Consider the following 17511-nt stretch of genomic DNA (forward strand, 5'->3'; position numbering starts at 1 on the left):
CGTGGCCCACGTCCGCCGCCCCCTAAAGCCGTTGGATGATCGTTCCCGTGGCCAGGCCGCCGCCCGCGCACATCGTGATCAGGGCGAACTCCTTGTCCGTTCGCTCCAGTTCGTGCAGCGCCGTCGTGATCAGCCGGGCGCCGGTCGCCCCGACCGGGTGGCCGAGGGCGATCGCACCGCCGTTCACGTTGACCTTCTCCAGGTCCTGGTCGAAGACCTTCGCCCAGCTCAACACCACCGAGGCGAACGCCTCGTTGATCTCCACCAGGTCGATGTCCCTCAGCGACATCCCGGACTTCCCGAGAACCGCCTTCGTCGCGTCGATCGGGCCGTCGAGGTGGAAGTGCGGGTCCGCGCCCACCAGCGCCTGCGCCACGATCCGCGCCCGGGGCCTCAGCTTCAGGGCGCGCGCCATCCGCTTCGACGCCCACATCAGGGCCGCCGCGCCGTCCGAGATCTGCGAGGAGTTGCCCGCCGTGTGCACCGCCGTCGGCATGATCGGCTTGAGTCCCGCCAGCGCCTCGAGCGAGGTGTCGCGCGGGCCCTCGTCCCGGTCGACCAGCCGCCACATGCCCTGACCGGCGCGCTGCTCCTCCTCGGTCGTCGGCACCTGGACGGCGAACGTCTCGCGCTTGAACCGCTCCTCGGACCAGGCGACCGCCGCGCGCTCCTGGGAGATCAGCCCGAGCGCGTCGACGTTCTCCCGGGTCAGCCCCCGGTGGCGGGCGATCCGCTCGGCCGCCTCGAACTGGTTCGGCAGGTCCACGTTCCACTCGTCCGGGAACGGCTTGCCGGGGCCGTGTTTGGATCCGGAGCCGAGCGGCACCCGCGACATGGCCTCGACACCGCAGCTGATCCCGACGTCGATGACGCCCGCCGCCACCATGTTGGCCACCATGTGCGCGGCCTGCTGGGAGGAGCCGCACTGGCAGTCGACGGTCGTCGCCGCGGTCTCGTACGGCAGCCCCACGGTGAGCCACGCCGTGCGCGCGGGGTTCATCGACTGCTCGCCGGCGTGCGTCACCGTGCCGCCGACGATCTGCTCGACGCAGTCGGCGGGGATGCCGGTGCGGCCGAGGAGTTCGCGGTAGGTCTCGCCCAGCAGATAGGCGGGATGCAGATTGGCGAGCGCGCCGCCGCGCTTGCCGATGGGGGTGCGAACGGCTTCGACTATCACGGGTTCCGCGGCCATGGGGGGTTTGTCCTCTCCTCGGTCACCCGCGCGGCGCGGGCGTCCCGGCCACCCGCCACGCAGAACTAGTACGCGTTCTAGTTCTGCTTGCAGTCTGCTGACCCGGACTCCCGGGCCGCAAGAGTCGTGCAGTCGCCGAAGTCGTGATCTGCATGAGTTTCGCACGCAATTGGATGTGCGGCGCCCCTTGCGACTTGTAGAACCCGTTACTACCTTCACGGCAATTCCTGATGGGCCGTCAGAAGGGTGGGTCCCATGCCCTGTCCCGCGCTGCCCGACGGGTTCGACTTCACCGACCCGGACGTGCTGCACCACCGTGTGCCCCTGCCGGAGTTCGCCGGGCTGCGCCGGGCGGAACCGGTCCGCTGGATCCCCCAGCCGCATGGTGTGGCCGGTTTCGCGGACGACGGCTACTGGGCCGTCACCCGGCACGCGGACGTCAAGTACGCCTCCACGCACCCGGAGATCTTCTCCTCGTACCTGAACACGGCGATCATCCGTTTCAACGAGCACATCGAACGCGACAGAATCGAGGCCCAGCGGCTCATCCTCTTGAACATGGACCCGCCCGAGCACACCCGGGTCCGCCAGATCGTCCAGCGCGGCTTCACCCCGCGGGCCATCCGCGCGCTGGAGGAGCGGCTGCGCGCCCGGGCGCGCGCCATCGTGGACAAGGCCCGCGCGCACCGGGGCCCCTTCGACTTCGTCACCCAGGTCGCCTGTGAGCTGCCGCTCCAGGCCATCGCCGAACTGATCGGCGTCCCGCAGGAGGACCGGGCGAAGATCTTCGACTGGTCCAACCGGATGATCTCGTACGACGACCCGGAGTACGCCGTCACCGAGGAGGTCGGCGCCCAGTCCGCCGCGGAGATCATCGCGTACGCCATGAACATGGCCGCCGAGCGCAAGCAGTGCCCGGCGAGGGACATCGTGAGCACACTGGTGGCGGCCGAGGACGAGGGCAATCTCGCCTCCGACGAGTTCGGCTTCTTCGTCCTGATGCTGGCCGTCGCGGGCAACGAGACCACCCGCAACGCCATCACGCACGGCATGCACGCCTTCCTCACCCACCCCGGCCAGTGGGAGCTGTACAAGCGGGAGCGCCCGTCGACCGCCGCGGAGGAGATCGTCCGCTGGGCGACCCCGGTGGTCTCCTTCCAGCGCACCGCCACCCAGGACACCGAACTGGGCGGCAAGCGGATCCGGAAGGGAGACCGGGTCGGTCTCTTCTACTCCTCGGCCAACCACGACCCCGAGGTCTTCGCCGACCCGGACGTCTTCGACATCACCCGGGACCCCAATCCGCACCTCGGGTTCGGCGGTGGAGGCCCGCACTACTGCCTCGGGAAGTCCCTGGCCGTCCTGGAGATCGACCTCATCTTCGGCGCGATCGCCGACACCATGCCGGGCATCCGGGAGGCCGGCGACCCGCGCCGGCTGCGTTCCGCCTGGATCAACGGGGTGAAGGAACTCCAGGTGACCGCGGGCTGACCCGCGCGGAACCACAGACGCGGGCCGCCGGCCTCCCGGCGCCGCCGGCCCGTCCCGTGGGAGGCAGGGGCAGTCCCCTACGCCCCGCCCCTGCCTCCCTCATACGCCCCGTACGGCGCACAAGCCCCCCGCACGGGTGAACGTCCCTCTTCCCCTCGACGTCTTCCCAGAGGCACAGTCGCCCTGCCCTCGCGATCGCCGAGCAGCTTCGCCCTCGCGACCGCCCTCGCCGAAGACGTCGAACGGAAGCGCGCCCGTGATCCCTGCCGAACTCGTGCCGGTCCGGTCCGAGGACACCGCCGCTCCCCGCGTCCGTTCCCTTCGGGCGTTCGGGACCCGGCATCGGACCCCGCTCCTCGCCACGCTCGCCACCCTGCCGCTGTACGCGCTGTGGTGGCTGTTCCTCGCCACCGGAGGAGGCGACCTCGCGGCCCAGGAGGCATGGGCCCGGTTCGCGGCCGAACACGGCGGATCGGCGTACGACCTCTCCTGGTACGGCGGGATGCACACCGCCGACTACAGCCTGATCTCCCCCTATCTGATGGCCGCCCTCGGTGTGCGCACCGTGACCGTGGTCTCCGGGGTGGCCTCCTCCTGGCTGGCCGCGGTGCTGATCGTGCGCGCCGGGGTGCGGCGGCCGCTCGGTCCGGCGCTGCTCGCCTCGCTGGCGCTGTGGTGCGATGTGGCCTCGGGCCGCACCACGTTCGCGCTCGGCGTCGCCTTCGGGCTGGCGGGCTGTGTGCTGCTGACCGGGCAGCGGCGGCTCGTCCCGGCGGCGGTGTACGCGGCGCTCGCGACCATGGCGAGCCCGGTGGCCGGTCTGTTCCTGGCGGTGCCGGGGGCCGGCTTCCTGTGCGTACGGGACTGGAGGCGCGCCCTGGCGCTGCTGGCGCCGCCGTGCGCGGTGGTCGCCACGACCACCCTGCTGTTCCCCTTCACCGGGGAGCAGTTGATGCCGGCGGACCGCATCTGGCAGCCGGCGGTGCTGGGGCTGGCCGTGACGGTCCTGGCACCGCGGGGCTGGCGTGTCGCACGCCGGAGCGGGGCCGTGTACGCGGCCGGGCCCGTGCTCGCGTACCTGATCCCCTCCCCGGTCGGGACGAACGCCGAGCGGCTCGCGGAACTGTTCGCGCCCGCCGTGCTGCTGGCGATGCTGCCGGCCGAGCCCCGGCTGCGGGGACTCCGGCGGGTTCTGCTGGTCGCCGCGCTGGTCTTCTCCGTCACCTGGGTGGGCCGCAAGACGGCGGGCGACCTGAGGGTCTCCACCACCGTGCCGGCCTGGGCGGCGGACACCGGCGGGGTACTGCGGGCCCTCGACGGGCTCGGCGCGGACCGGGCCCGGGTGGAGGCCGTTCCGGCGCGAAACCACCGTGAGGCCACCGTCCTCGCCCCGCATCTGAACCTCGCGCGCGGCTGGAACCGGCAGCTCGACATGGAGCGCGGCCGGCTGTTCTACGACGGCACGTTCTCGGCGGCCTCCTACCGCCGGTGGCTGGACCGCTGGGCGGTCGGGTTCGTCGTCCTGCCCCTGGCCGAGCCGGACGGGTACGCCGAGGAGGAGGCGCGGCTCGTACGCGAGCACCGCCCGGACTGGCTGGAGCCGGTGTGGCGGGACGCGCACTGGAGGGTGTACCGGGTGCGTGACGCGGTGCCGCTGGTGACGGCACCCGCGACGGTCCTGCGCACGACGAGCGCCGAGGTGGACGTACGGATGACGCGGCCCGGGACCACCAGCGTGCGGGTCGCCCACTCGCCGTGGCTGCACGCCGACGGCGGAGGCTGCCTCGCCCGCGACGGCGAGTTCACGCGGCTGACGGTCACCGCGCCGGGCGTCTACCGGATCAGCTCGGAGTACGGGCCTTCATCCCGGCGGGGAGGGTGCGGACCTGCGTCCGCGGGGGAACGTCCGCCGCCCGGGCGCGCGGCCCCTGGAGCAGACGGGCGAGTGCGAAGCCCGCTCCGACGACGGCCGCGCCGCCGACGGCGTCCAGCACCCAGTGGTTGCCGGTCGCCACGATCGCCGAGACCGTGAAGAGCGGGTGCAGCAGACCGAGGACCTTCATCCACCACCGGGGCGCGAGGACCGCGATGGTCAGCCCGCACCACAGGGACCAGCCGAAGTGCAGCGAGGGCATCGCGGCGTACTGGTTCGTCACCGCGGTCAGGGTGCCGTAGTCCGGCTTGGAGAAGTCCTGGACGCCGTGCACGGTGTCGATGATGCCGAGGTGCGGCATCAGGCGGGGCGGGGCCAGCGGGTAGAGCCAGAAGCCGACCAGGGCGACGAAGGTGGCGAGACCGAGCACCGAGCGCGCCCACCGGTAGTCGGCCGGGCGGCGCCGGTAGAGCACGGCGAGGACGGACAGCGGGATCAGGAAGTGGAAGGACTCGTAGTAGAAGTCGAAGAAGCCGCGCAGCCAGCCGACCTTGGCGAGGGCGTGGTTGACGCCGTGCTCGATGTCGATGCCGAGGAAGCGCTCGAGGCGGAGGATCCGGTCGCCGTGGTGCTCGGCGGTGGCCCGGCCCGCCGCGCTGTCGTCGCCGGTCGCCGCGAGCCGGACCTGGGAGTAGGCGGCGTAGGTGACGCGGATCAGCAGCAGTTCCAGCAGCAGGTTGGGGCGGGTGAGGACCCGGCGCGGAAACGGCAGGAGGGGGACGCACCGCCGGCGGGCGGGAGTGTGCGGCGCGTATTCCGTGGGGACGGGGACCCGGTAGGACGGGGAGGCGCGGGACAGGAACGGGACGAAGGTGGCCGCGGCGAGGGCCGCCAGCAGCACCGGGTTGTCGCGCAGCGGCTCGACCACCGTCATGTTCGGCACCATCGTCTTCGCGGGCAGCGTCATCACCAGGACGACGGCGACCGGCCAGACATACCGGTCCGAGACCCTGGTACCGACCCGGCCGACCGCCGCGAGCAGCACCCACAGAAGCTGGTGCTGCCAGCTCGTGGGCGAGACGGCGACCGCGACGCAGCCGGTGACCGCGACGGCGAGCAGCAGCTGCCCGTCCCGCGCGTACCGGATCGCGCGGCGCAGCCCTACGATCGCGACGGCGGCGCCCAGGAAGAGGAACAGGCCGATCTCCAGCGGCCCGGACAGGCCGAGCCTGAGCAGGGCGCCGTGCAGGGACTGGTTGGTGTGGTCGCCGGCCTTGCCGCCGAGTCCGGTTCCGGCCAGGTGGTGCACCCAGTAGGTGGAGGAGTCGTGCGGCATCGCGGCCCAGGCGAGCACGGTGCACACGGCGAAGGTGCCGGCGGTGGAGGCGGCGGCGCGACGGCGGCCGGTGCACCACAGCAGGGGCGCGAACAGCAGCACGGTCGGCTGGAGTGCGGCGCCGAGGCCGATCAGCAGGCCCCCGGCCCGCTCCCCGCGCACGACGAAGCAGCCCAGCAGGACCAGGAGCACCGGGATGATGCTGGTCTGGCCGAGATAGAGGGTGTTGCGCACCGGCAGCGACAGCATCAGCAGACTGATCGCCACAGGGGCGGCGAGCAGCGCGCTGCGCCGGGTCACCGGCTGGGGCAGGGCGCGGGCGACGATCAGGCCGAGCGCGACGACCAGGAGCAGCGTGCCGAAGGTCCAGCCCCAGCCGAGGGCCTGCTCGGCCGCCCGGGTGAGGGGCTTGAGGACGAGGCCGGCGAACGGCGTACCCGTGAACCGCGTCGAGTCGTACAGCGACCCGTTCACATGCAGGACCCCGTGCGGGCCGACCCAGGTCTCCAGGTCCGTCAGCCGGTCGCCCCGGGGGGTACCGAGGACGACGGCCATCTGTCGTACTCCGAGGACGGCGACGATCAGCCAGAGAGCCACCCGGGCCGCTCTCAGCCGCACCTTCGCCTGCTGCGGGGTCCCCGCTCCGAAGGCACCGGCCACCTGCCCGCTGTGCTCCACATTCGCCACGCCCCGTCGGCCCTCCCGCCCCGTGCGTCCCGTTCATCCTGTTCGTATGCACCTGTCCGGACTCTATGAGGTTCGCAGACCCCCTCATGAGACCCCGGCAACCCCCTCTTCATCTGAGGTCCGCCAGCCTTTTGTCCGCATGACGATAGCCGGGTGGCCGATCCGGTTCCCTCCGCGGTACGCGAGATGGATCACAAAGGTGACGGCATCCGGCCGCTCGCGAGCGCGCCGTCACCCCTGCGTAGACCGCGTTTGGCCACACTCCGGGACCGGCCCGTCGCCGTCCGTAAGGCCGACACGTACCCCTATGGTCACTTTTGGGCCCGTCACCGTGGGGGTCCACGGGCCCGCCGTACCCGGGCCCTGTCCCTGTCCCCGTCGAAAGGCAGGCGAGCGGAATCTTGACGACCGTCGCACCACCCACCGCACCCGTGTCCCCGGCCCGCCCCGGGCCCACCGTCACCGACCCCGCGCTGGTCAGGCGCGCCGTGAAGGCCGCCGCGCTCGGCAACGCGATGGAGTGGTTCGACTTCGGCGTCTACAGCTACATCGCCGTGACGCTGGGCAAGGTCTTCTTCCCGTCCGGCAACGCCACGGCGCAGCTGCTGTCGACGTTCGGCGCCTTCGCCGCGGCCTTCCTCGTCCGCCCCCTCGGCGGCATGGTCTTCGGCCCGCTCGGCGACCGGATCGGGCGGCAGAAGGTGCTCGCCCTCACCATGATCATGATGGCGGTCGGCACCTTCGCGATCGGCCTGATCCCGTCCTACGCGGTGATCGGCGTCGGCGCGCCGGTGCTGCTGCTGGCGGCCCGTCTGGTCCAGGGCTTCTCGACCGGCGGTGAGTACGCGGGCGCGTCCACGTTCATCGCCGAGTACGCGCCCGACAAGAAGCGCGGCTTCCTCGGGAGCTGGCTGGAGTTCGGCACGCTCGCCGGGTACATCGGCGGCGCGGGCCTGGTCACCCTGATGACGGCGCTGCTGTCCACCGACGACCTGGTGGCCTGGGGCTGGCGCATCCCGTTCCTGATCGCGGGTCCGATGGGGATCATCGGCCTGTATCTGCGGATGCGGCTGGAGGAGACGCCGGCGTTCGCGGCGGAGGTGGCCAAGGCCGAGGCGGAGCGCCCCAAGGTGCCGCTGCGCGAGATGATCACCGGACAGTGGAAGGCGCTGCTGCTGTGCATGGGCCTGGTACTCGTCTTCAACGTCACCGACTACATGCTGCTGTCGTACATGCCGAGCTATCTCACCAGTGAGCTGAAGTACGACGAGACCCACGGGCTGCTGGTCGTGCTCGGCGTGATGGCGCTGATGATGGTGGTGCAGCCGTTCGCGGGCGCGCTGACGGACCGGATCGGCCGCCGCCCGGTGATCGCCGCGGGCTGTGCCGGTTTCCTGTTCCTGTCGATCCCGGCGGTGCTGCTGATCCGCCAGGGCAGCCTTCTCGCGGTGGCGCTCGGCATGGGCGCGCTGGGGCTGCTGCTGGTCTGCTTCACGGCGGCGATGCCGGCGGCGCTCCCCGCCCTCTTCCCGACCCGGGTCCGCTACGGCTCGCTCTCGATCGGCTTCAACGTCTCCGTGTCGCTGTTCGGCGGTACCACCCCGCTGGTGGTGACGGCGCTGATCGGCGCGACCGGGAACATGATGATGCCCGCCTACTACATGATGGCGGCGGCCGTGATCGGCGGCGCCTCGGTGTGGTTCATGGCGGAGTCGGCGGGCCGCCCGCTGCCGGGATCGGCTCCCTCGGTGGAGCGCACGGACCGCTGACGCGCCGACGGCCGACAGCCGGCGCCGACACCCGCACCGACACCGGCACCGAATCGGGTTCCGGAGCGCGCGCTCTCCCGCAGCGACGGGGGCGCGCGCTCCCCCGTCTCCAGGCTTTCCGCCGATCCCCCGATCGGCTGACCCTCGGCGCCCCGTCGCCTTGTATCCGCTGACAGCGCACCCCGCCCCGGCTATATTCGTTAGGGAGGCTAGTTAGACGACCTAACCAGACCCGGGAAAGGGACGGTGCATGAGCACAGCGCAAGAGCTCTGGGACGACGTGGACGCGTACTTCACCACCCTTCTCTCCCCCACCGACGAGGTGCTCGCCGCGGCCCTGCGGGACAGCGAGGCGGCCGGACTCCCACCCATCAACGTCGCACCGAACCAGGGGAAGCTGCTCCAGCTCCTCGCCCAGCTCCAGGGTGCCCGCCGCATCCTGGAGATCGGCACGCTCGGCGGGTACAGCACCATCTGGCTGGGCCGCGCGCTGCCCGCGGACGGCCGGCTGATCACACTGGAGTACAGCGCCAAGCACGCGGAGGTCGCCCGCCGCAACCTGTCCCGGGCGGGTCTGGACGGGATCGCCGAGGTCCGCGTCGGCCCCGCGCTGGAGTCGCTGCCGAAGCTGGCCGAGGAGCACCCGGACCCGTTCGACCTGGTCTTCATCGACGCGGACAAGGCCAACAACGCGCACTATGTCGAATGGGCCGTCAAGCTGACCCGCCCCGGCAGCCTGATCGTCCTCGACAACGTCGTGCGCAGCGGCCGGGTCACCGAGACGGACAGCGACGACCCGAGCGTGCAGGGCACCCGCGCCGCGCTCGAACTGATGGCCGTCCACCCCAGGTTGAACGCGACGGCGGTGCAGACGGTGGGCAGCAAGGGGCACGACGGGTTCGCGCTGGCGCGGGTCGTGGACTGACGGGCCTGACGAGGCGGACGGATCCCTCGAGCCCCGTGGCCTACGCCTCGTGGTAGAAGCCCACGTTCACGCTGCGCGGCGCGGTGCGGTCGTGGATGACCAGTTCGCCCGAGCCGCCGCGCGGGAGCGGGACCGTGCCGCCGTAGGGCAGGGCCTGGGCGGGCTGTCCCGCCAGGGCCAGCGCCACCTCGGAGGACGGCTCGGCCAGGGAGCCGCGCAGCCAGCTCACCTGCCAGTCGCCCTCCGGGCCGCACAGGAACTCCAGGTGGACGCGCGAGACGAACAGCCAGTCGTCCGGCGTCACCAGCCGGCACACGGACGCGTCCCTGCCCACCCGCAGCACGGTGCCGGGGTCGCTGGGCGCGTCGGCCATCAGCATGCCGGCCGTCACCCCGGCGTCCGCCGCGGAGACCGAGGCCATGGTGAGTTCGAGCACGTGCGCTCCTCCTGAGTGCGGCGGTACAAGTGTCCTGCGGGCGAGCCCGGTTGGCGTTCCGCGGCGGAATGATAATTCGCCCGATCGCCGCGTCGGGTGACGTCCGGCACAATGGACCCATGACCGAGCGCAAGCCACCCGGCGCCAGCTTCGAGTCTTTCGTCGACAAACAGATCCGGGATGCCCAGGAGCGCGGAGAATTCGCGAACCTCCCCGGCGCGGGCGAACCCTCGGCCTCGGTCACCGACACGGTGTACGACGAACTGTGGTGGATCAAGCGCAAGATGCTCCGCGAGGGCCTCGCGGTCCTGCCGCCGACGCTGGCCCTGCGCAAGGAAGCCGAGGACACGCTCCTCGCGGCCGCGGCGGCCCCGTCCGAGCGGGTGGTACGCCGCATGGTCGAGGACCTCAATGCGAAGATCCGCGACATGATGTTCAAGCCCCCGCCGGGCCCGCCGCTCGGCCTCAAGCCGTACGACGTCGAGGAGGTCGTACGGCAGTGGCACGAGCGCCGGTCGGGCTCCCGGGGAGCGGACTGAGTCCCGACGGCCGCTCACCGGGCCGTATGCCGAGCGGGGCCGGCCCCGGAAACATGGTCCGGGTCCGGCCCCGCCTCCACCGGGCGGCCTCCTTCGGCCTTACGGCCGGCGCCTCACAGATTCAGCAGCCGCTCGACGGTCACGCGGTAGTCGCGCAGGGCGAGCCGGAGCTGTTCGGTGTCGGCGCCGGCGTGTGCGTCGTCGCCCGCGTCCTGCCATGACGCCTTCAGGGTCCGCCGCCGCGAGGCCACGGCCTCCGAGAGCCGTGCGACGACCTCCTGCGCCACCCGGTCGGCCTCCTGGACGGCGTCCCTCGGCTCGTCGACGAACTCGCCGATGGCGTGCTGCAGGCGCTGCGCGAACCGCTCGCACTCCTCCCGCGGCAGCAGCCGTATCTGTCCCGGAGCGCCCTCCGGCCGGAACGCCCCGGACTCCCGCGACCCGGCCGCTCCCGGATGGGCACTCTCCCGGTACCGGGCCCCCTCCGGGCTCAGGCCGGCGGCCTCGCGATACGTCTCCTCGGACCGCATGTCGGCCTCCTCCCGGTACCCGACGCCCGCGGGCCGCACATCGGCGGCGTCCCGGGGATCGGTCCCCTCCGGCCCCAAGTCCCTGCGGCGCGCGATCCCCTCGGACCGCACATCGGCGGTGTCCCGTCGCCCGGCTCGCTCGGGAGGCATCTCCCCCTCGGCCCGGCGTTCGTCGCCCCCGCCCGCTATCCGATCAGTCATCACCCTCAACTCCCCTTCGCATGCTGCCGATGGAAGCCCCACGGAAGACGGGACGGCCCCTCGGCGCGCCCGGCGGCGTGCCCGGCCGTGTCCGTGCCGGCCCCGGCCCGCTGCCGGCGCGCGGGGACGACGAGGTCCTCGAAGAGCACACGGGCCTCCAGCAGGGCCTCCCGCATCTCCTCCGTGCCCGCGCGGCCGTCGTCGGCTCCGCCGACCGGGGGCTGGGCCACACGGTGCAGCCGGCGGTAGCCGTGAACATGGTCGGCGTGGTGCACGGACAGCGCGTCCAACTGCTCCTCGTAGCGCCCGCCGTCGGGGAAGCCCAGCGCGCCCGCCAGCTCGGCGAGCAGCCGGTCCGCCTCCGCCACCGCGTCCCTCGGTGAGTCGACGAAACGCTCCTGGGCGGCCGTCCAGCGCGCCGTGTACCGCTCGCGCTCGGCCGGTTCGAGGGGCTGCTCCCGCAGCGAGCCGTACTTCTTCAGCCGTTCGGTGAGTTCCCGCTCGGCGGCCCTGGCGTCCCCATCGTGCCGGGCCACGGTGCGCTCGTACTCGGGCCCGAAGCGGCGCCTCAGCCCCCGCCCCCCTCGCGCACCCCGGGCACGCGGGGCGAGGGCGGCCGCGCCCGCGACGACGGCCGCCACGATCACGATCACGATCAAAGCGATGATCAGGCCAGTGGACATGGATGCCTTCCGTTCTCCCGGCCCGGCGGGCCGTCTTCCGGCCGGGTTGCCCGCAGGACGGCCGCCAAACGAGCCACACGCGACCGGAGGGCGCCCGGCGCCCTCACCGAGCGTGCGTCACGGCGCGAACAACCGACCCCGACGAGCTGGAGCGCGCGATCGCCGCCGAGACCGGCGCCGATCCGGCGCCGCCCGGCGGAGTGCTGCTGGTGGCGGGATACGGGGGCCGGCCGGCGGGGACCGCGGGCGTACGGCTGACGGACCCGGCCACGGCCGAGCTCAAGCGGTCTTCCTGGGCGGGGACATGCGCGGCAGGGGCGGGGCCCGGCTCCTCGTGACCGCCGCGGAGGAGCACGCGCGGGCGCTCGGCGCACGGCGGATGGGGTATGTCGAGACCGAGCCGCACAACGACGAGCCGTACGCGGACCACTGGTTCGGCAAGCGGCTGGCCCCGCTCCCGGAGGAGCACGGATCCGGGGTCTAGAGGGGCCGTCCGGGCGTTCTCGTCCTCGGGCCCGTACGGTCGTGCGGGCGTTCCGCGTCGCAGCCGCACATCTCGGCGTTCAGCTCCTTGACCAGGCTGCTCAGGTCGGTCGGGCGGTCCGGCCCCCACCAGTCGCCGAGCAGCTCGGCCAGGGACTCCTCACGGGCCTCGTACAGCCGCTCGGCGACCTCCCGGCCCCGCTCGGTGAGCAGCAGGTCGAGCCCCTCGCGCACCGCGAGACCCCGCTCCTCCACCTGCCGGGCGGCCTGGAGGATCACGTTCAGCGGGACCATGCTGCGCTCGGCGAGGATCGCCGGCTCGGCCCAGCCGTACTTCTTGGTCCGCAGCAGCAGCCAGCTCGCCCCGGGCAGCAGGTCGTAGCCCGCCCGCAGGGTGATCTTCTGGTAGATCTCGCGCCGCCCCTCGCGTGAACCGAGGACGGACAGCGCCCGGCACACCTCGTCGTACGACGAACGCTCCACCGGGTTGCTCGCCAGCGTCTCCGTCACGTCGGGCGCCGTCACCGAACCGCGCAGCCTGTCCTCGCGCAGGAACCACGACAGGACGAAGCCGAGAAGGGCGACCGGGGCGGCGTAGAGGAAGACGTCGGTGATGGAGGAGGCGAACGCGTGCAGGACGGCGGGCCGCACGGTGGCCGGCAGAGCGGCGATGCCGCGCGGATCGGCCTTCAGGGCGTCGGCGGTGATGCCCGCCGGGAGGGGGCGTCCGGCGAGCGCCGCCGCCAGCTCGCCGCCCAGGCGGCTCGCGAAGATCGCACCGAAGACGGCCACCCCGAAGGAGGCGCCGATGGAGCGGAAGAAGGTGGCGCCGGAGGTGGCGACGCCCAGGTCCTGGTAGCTGACGGAGTTCTGCACGATCAGCACCAGGACCTGCATGACCAGGCCGAGCCCCAGTCCGAAGACGAAGAAGTAGACGCTCATCTCGGCGGTGCCGCTGAACTCGTCGAGCTGGTGCAGCAGAAGCAGGCCGATCATGGTGACCGCGGTGCCCACGACCGGGAAGACCTTCCAGCGGCCGGTACGGCTGACGATCTGGCCGGAGCCGGTGGACGACAGCAGCATCCCGGCCACCATCGGCAGCATGTGCACCCCGGACAGGGTGGGACTGATGCCGTGGACGACCTGGAGGAAGGTCGGCAGGTAGGTCATCCCACCGAACATCGCGAAGCCGACGATGAAGCTGATGACGGCGGAGAGCGAGAAGGTGCGGACGCGGAAGAGCCTCAGCGGCAGAACGGGTTCGGCCGCCCGGCGCTCCACGAACAGGAAGACGACGAGCAGGACCGCACCGAGGACCGCCAGGCCCGTGATCTGCGGTGAGCCCCAGGCCCAGGTGGTGCCGCCGAGCGAGGCGATCAGGACCAGACAGGTGGCGACGGCGGCGATGAGGAACGTGCCCGGGTAGTCGATGACATGCCGCTCCGGCTTCCTCGGCATGCGCAGGACGGCCGCGATCACGACGAGGGCGACGATTCCGACGGGCAGATTGACGTAGAACACCCAGCGCCAGCTCAGATGCTGGGTGAACAGTCCGCCGAGGAGCGGCCCGAGCACGCTCGTCGTACCGAAGACGGCGCCGAAGAGCCCCTGGTAGCGGCCCCGCTCCCGGGGCGGGACGATATCGCCGACGATCGCCATCGACAGCACCATGAGCCCGCCGCCGCCCAGTCCCTGGACGGCCCGGAAGGCGATCAGCTCGGGCATGTTCTGTGCCATGCCGCACAGCGCGGAGCCGGCCAGGAAGATCACGATCGCGCCCTGGAACAGCTTCTTGCGGCCGTACTGGTCACCGAGCTTGCCCCACAGCGGAGTCGCCGCGGTCGAGGCCAGCAGATAGGCCGTGACCACCCACGACAGATGCTCCAGACCGCCGAGGTCGCTGACGATGGTGGGCAGCGCGGTCGCCACGATCGTCTGGTCGAGGGCCGCCAGGAACATGCCCAGCAGCAGCGCGCCGATGGAGACCAGGACGCTGCCGTGCACGCTCTCGTCGCCGGGCATGGTGCGGGGCCCGCCGAACGGGCCGCCGGGGCCGCCGGGTGACTCCGTCTCGGGCGCGTCCGCCGCGTCCGTCACCTCCGCAGCCTCTCCCGTCCTGTCCTGCGCGTCGCTGCTCATGAAGAGCCTCCTCCCGTGGAGGGTCGTCGACCTCCGGGACTCTCGTCCATCGTCCCTCCCATCGTGGGCGGTGCGGCCGGTTATGGCCTGTTGAGTCCCGATGGGAGGAGGAGGTTCCGGGGGCTCCCGGGAGATTCCGTGAGGGAGATCTGCATAATCTCTGGAATTCGGCGGGGAGGGGACCCACGCGTGAGCGGATCGAACGGACGGGGCTGCCCGGAGTGCGAGGCACCACGGCGGCCGGACGGGGCGCCGTCGTGCGGATGCACCCGGCGGGCGTCCGACGCGCTCAGGGACGCGCGGACGGCACAGGCGGCAGCGGCGGGGGACTTCGATCCGCTGCTGATTCGGCCGTATGTGGACCTGGGGGACACACCGGTGGGGCCGGAGGGTACGTCGGCCGGCAGGGGGTCTTCCCGGGAGGCGGCGGGGGGCGCGGCACGCGAGGACGCGGAAGTGGGCACGCCGGACGGGACGTTGCGCCGTCCGGGGGTATCGGAGGGGTACGAAGGGTCGGTCGACCGGACCACACGGCTCCCGGCGGCCGGGGCGGGGCAGTGCGGGGGCGCCGTGGACGAGACGGTGCGGCTCGGCGTCGTACCGGCGGCCGACGCCTCCGGGCAGGAGCCGCCCCGGCGTCGGCGGCGTACCGTGCTGCTCGCCTCCGGTGGCGCGGTCACGGTCGCCGCGGCGGCGTTCGTCGGGGGGCTGCTCTCGTACCATCCGCCGCAGCGGGACGGCGCACTGCCCGGGGACATCCGCGCGAGCGTCCCCGAAAAGTCGTCCCAGGGCGGGACCTCCGCACCGGAGTCCACGGTCGCACCGCCGCCCACGACGCCTACGGCCCCGTCGCCGAGCACCAGCCCCACGCCCTCCCTCTCGCGGTCGAGCGCGTCGGTGCCCCCGTCCGCCTCCCCGGCCCCGAGCCGGACGGCGACCGCCACCGCCTCGCGGAGCCCGGGCGGCGGCGGCCAGCAGTACCCGGTCCAGGTGCTGCGCCCCGGCGACGAGGGCCCCGGGGTGGATGAGCTGCAACTGCGGCTGCGGCAACTCAACCTCTACACCGGCGTCGTCAACGGCGTGTACGACGGCCAGGTGGAGTTCGCGGTCCGCAGGTACCAGATCGCCCGCGGCATCACCCAGGACGATCCGGGGGTGTACGGGCCGCAGACGAAGGCGGAGCTGGAGTCGGAGACCGGGACGGGGGCGGGGGCTGGGAAGGGGACGGGGGCTGGGACGGGGGCGGGGGCGGACAAGCCCTGACAGTGGCCGTCGGCGGGAGGCACCGGCCGGACCCCCGGCGCCGGGCCGTCGACGAGTATTACCGGCGAGCGCCCGAACCACGGGCGAGGACCACCGACGAGGATTACCGGCGAGCGCCCGGACCACGGGCGAGGACCACCGACGAGGATTACCGGCGAGCGCCCCGGGCAGCCGGCCCGGACCACCACCCGGGCAGCCGGCCCGCTCCCCGCGTCAGCCGATGTGCAGCCGGATCTCACCCTCCGGAGTGGCCTTCACGCGTACCTGCGTGAGGTCCCGGACCAGTGCGTCGGGACGGTGCAGCCCGGCCCGGGGGCCGACGCCGATCACCCGCATCCCGGCGGCGCGCCCCGCGGCGATGCCCGCGCCGGAGTCCTCGAAGACCACACAGTCGCCCGGCTCGACGCCCAGGTCGGCGGCCGCCTTGAGGAACCCCTCGGGGTCCGGCTTGCTCGCGCCCACGCACTCGGCGGTGATCCGCAGCTCCGGCAGGGGCAGCCCCGCGGCGGCCATGCGCGCGGTGGACAGCGCCACGTCCGCCGAGGTCACGAGGGCATGCGGCAGCCCGGCGAGGGAGGCGAGGAACGCGGCGGCGCCGGGAACCTCGACCACCCCGTCCATGTCGGCGGTCTCCTCGGCGAGCATGCGGGCGTTGTCGGCGTGGTTCTGCTCCATGGGACGGTCGGGCAGCAGTACGGCCATCGAGGCGTGACCCTGGCGGCCGTGCACGACCTTCATGACCTCGTCGCCGTCCAGCCCGTGCCGGTCGGCCCACCGCCGCCAGCACCGCTCCACGACGGCATCGGAATTGACGAGGGTGCCGTCCATGTCCAGCAGCAGGGCGTGGGCGGTGAGAACGGTCGTGGCCGTCATCGGCATGGCTCTCCAAGGCGCGGGGAGGGAGCCGGGTACGCCCCCAGGGGACAAGGCGGCCCCGCCCACCGGTCAGGGGAAGTGGGCGGGAGCCACTTTGTTCCTCCACGGTACAAAACGAGTCGCCATCACGCCACCGGCCCCGCGAAGCCTTCGGAACCCCGCCATCGGACGTTCACCGGCCGGCCATCGCCTCCGGCTCCGCCGCGGGAGTCGTCACGCCACCACGGCCTCGAACAGGCTCCACACCCCGAGCCCGAGCATCAGCAGCGCCGCGATTTTCGTGATCAGCTGCAGCGGCACCCTCTTCATCAGCGCCTTGCCGCCGACGATGCCGAGCCCCGCGACCGCCCACAGGCCGAGCACCGCGCCGAGGCCCACGGACAGCGGGTCGTTGTACCGCGCGGCGAGGTTCGCGGTCATGATCTGGGTGAGGTCGCCGCACTCGGCGACGAGGATCAGCATGAAGCCCGTCGAGAACACCTTCCAGAAGCTCTGGTTCTCCGGCCGGCGGATCTCCTCGTCGTCCTCGTCCTTCTTCAGCAGCAGTACGGCGGCACCACCGAGGAAGAGCACGCCGGTGATCCCGTGCACGATCTGCCGCGGCAGCAGCGTCAGCAGGCTGCCCGCCGCGACGGCGAGCACGACATGGAGCAGGAAGGCGGCGGAGACACCGGCGAAGACGTACGAGGCGCGGTAGCGCGTGCCGAGGACGAGCCCGGCGAGGGCCGTCTTGTCCGGCAGCTCGGCCAGGAAGATGACGCCGAAGACGAGCGCCAGGACGGTGATGCTGATCAAGATTCCTCAATCGGTCGGGGCTGCCCCGCCGAGAGTGCGTGATCTGCGCGGACACCTCGGCACGGCAGCACACGGTTCACCCATGCCGTAGGGCACGAGCGTGCACTGCTTGCCGAAGGTCTCGCTGGCCGGTCCTGTGACGAGGACCCGCCCCCGGGCGCCGGCTCAGACGTGCTGAGCAGTGTGTCGACGGTCCGGCGAAGAGCTACTCCCCTTCTGCGCCCTCCATGCTACGCGACCGCCGGGCGGGATCGCGGGGCCCGTAAGTCACGTCACACCCCTTGTTGCGTCAT

The 17511-nt window shown here is 72.4% G+C and carries 13 protein-coding genes and 2 pseudogenes; 7 read left to right on the plus strand and 8 right to left on the minus strand.

Annotated features, from left to right (window positions below; translation table 11 throughout):
• Positions 1–22: 22 nt before the first annotated feature.
• Positions 23–1192 carry a steroid 3-ketoacyl-CoA thiolase gene (locus tag ACIP94_RS02770; protein ID WP_402418529.1) on the minus strand — a complete coding sequence of 390 codons (1170 nt, stop codon included), beginning with the start codon at positions 1190–1192 and terminating at the stop codon, positions 23–25.
• A gap of 255 nt (positions 1193–1447) precedes the next feature.
• Here ACIP94_RS02770 and ACIP94_RS02775 point away from each other — a divergent pair, with 255 nt between their 5' ends.
• The gene (locus ACIP94_RS02775; protein ID WP_402418532.1) at positions 1448–2683 is read left to right on the plus strand and encodes a cytochrome P450; all 1236 of its coding nucleotides are present in this window, start codon (positions 1448–1450) and stop codon (positions 2681–2683) included.
• Positions 2684–2939: 256 nt separating this feature from the next.
• Positions 2940–4565, plus strand: a pseudogene (locus ACIP94_RS02780) (hypothetical protein); the annotation flags it as partial.
• Here ACIP94_RS02780 and ACIP94_RS02785 read toward each other — a convergent pair.
• Entirely contained in the window at positions 4525–6579 is a 2055-nt protein-coding gene (locus ACIP94_RS02785; RefSeq protein WP_402418535.1) for a bifunctional glycosyltransferase 87/phosphatase PAP2 family protein, read from the minus strand. The pseudogene ACIP94_RS02780 and the gene ACIP94_RS02785 sit on opposite strands and share 41 nt — an antisense overlap.
• Before the next feature lie 398 nt (positions 6580–6977).
• Here ACIP94_RS02785 and proP point away from each other — a divergent pair, with 398 nt between their 5' ends.
• Together proP and ACIP94_RS02795 are read left to right on the plus strand one after the other, a co-directional pair.
• Complete coding sequence (gene proP, locus ACIP94_RS02790; protein WP_402420334.1) at positions 6978–8348, plus strand: glycine betaine/L-proline transporter ProP; 1371 nt, start codon at positions 6978–6980, stop codon at positions 8346–8348.
• 250 nt (positions 8349–8598) lie between these two features.
• Positions 8599–9273 carry an O-methyltransferase gene (locus ACIP94_RS02795; protein WP_402418538.1) on the plus strand — a complete coding sequence of 225 codons (675 nt, stop codon included), beginning with the start codon at positions 8599–8601 and terminating at the stop codon, positions 9271–9273.
• Between the two features lie 40 nt (positions 9274–9313).
• Here ACIP94_RS02795 and ACIP94_RS02800 read toward each other — a convergent pair whose 3' ends face one another.
• The gene (locus tag ACIP94_RS02800; RefSeq protein WP_402418541.1) at positions 9314–9709 is read right to left on the minus strand and encodes a hypothetical protein; all 396 of its coding nucleotides are present in this window, start codon (positions 9707–9709) and stop codon (positions 9314–9316) included.
• A gap of 119 nt (positions 9710–9828) precedes the next feature.
• Here ACIP94_RS02800 and ACIP94_RS02805 point away from each other — a divergent pair, with 119 nt between their 5' ends.
• Entirely contained in the window at positions 9829–10248 is a 420-nt protein-coding gene (locus ACIP94_RS02805; RefSeq protein WP_402418544.1) for a DUF1992 domain-containing protein, read from the plus strand.
• A 113-nt stretch (positions 10249–10361) separates the two neighbouring features.
• On the opposite strand, the gene ACIP94_RS02810 is transcribed toward ACIP94_RS02805, so the two are convergent.
• Together ACIP94_RS02810 and ACIP94_RS02815 are read right to left on the minus strand one after the other, a co-directional pair.
• The gene (locus ACIP94_RS02810) at positions 10362–10979 is read right to left on the minus strand and encodes a hypothetical protein (protein ID WP_402418546.1); all 618 of its coding nucleotides are present in this window, start codon (positions 10977–10979) and stop codon (positions 10362–10364) included.
• Between the two features lie 5 nt (positions 10980–10984).
• A complete protein-coding gene (locus ACIP94_RS02815) occupies positions 10985–11662 on the minus strand; it encodes a hypothetical protein (RefSeq protein WP_402418549.1) in 678 nt (225 codons plus the stop codon).
• Positions 11663–11787: 125 nt separating this feature from the next.
• Between ACIP94_RS02815 and ACIP94_RS02820 the strand changes: the two are divergent.
• Positions 11788–12146: pseudogene (locus ACIP94_RS02820) on the plus strand (GNAT family N-acetyltransferase); the annotation flags it as partial.
• Here ACIP94_RS02820 and ACIP94_RS02825 read toward each other — a convergent pair.
• Complete coding sequence (locus tag ACIP94_RS02825; protein ID WP_402418551.1) at positions 12143–14284, minus strand: DHA2 family efflux MFS transporter permease subunit; 2142 nt, start codon at positions 14282–14284, stop codon at positions 12143–12145. The pseudogene ACIP94_RS02820 and the gene ACIP94_RS02825 sit on opposite strands and share 4 nt — an antisense overlap.
• Before the next feature lie 570 nt (positions 14285–14854).
• On the opposite strand from ACIP94_RS02825, the gene ACIP94_RS02830 reads away from it, so the two are divergent.
• Positions 14855–15547 (plus strand): peptidoglycan-binding protein, encoded by a 693-nt coding sequence (locus ACIP94_RS02830; protein ID WP_402418554.1) that lies wholly within the window; start codon positions 14855–14857, stop codon positions 15545–15547.
• A 213-nt stretch (positions 15548–15760) separates the two neighbouring features.
• Here the strand turns inward: ACIP94_RS02830 and ACIP94_RS02835 are convergent, their stop codons facing one another.
• Both ACIP94_RS02835 and ACIP94_RS02840 read right to left on the minus strand, forming a co-directional pair.
• Positions 15761–16426 carry an HAD-IA family hydrolase gene (locus ACIP94_RS02835; RefSeq protein ID WP_402418557.1) on the minus strand — a complete coding sequence of 222 codons (666 nt, stop codon included), beginning with the start codon at positions 16424–16426 and terminating at the stop codon, positions 15761–15763.
• Between the two features lie 210 nt (positions 16427–16636).
• Positions 16637–17218 carry a TMEM165/GDT1 family protein gene (locus ACIP94_RS02840; protein ID WP_402418560.1) on the minus strand — a complete coding sequence of 194 codons (582 nt, stop codon included), beginning with the start codon at positions 17216–17218 and terminating at the stop codon, positions 16637–16639.
• Positions 17219–17511: the final 293 nt, after the last annotated feature.

The organism is Streptomyces sp. NPDC093261, from assembly GCF_044753645.1.
GTDB lineage: Bacteria > Actinomycetota > Actinomycetes > Streptomycetales > Streptomycetaceae > Streptomyces.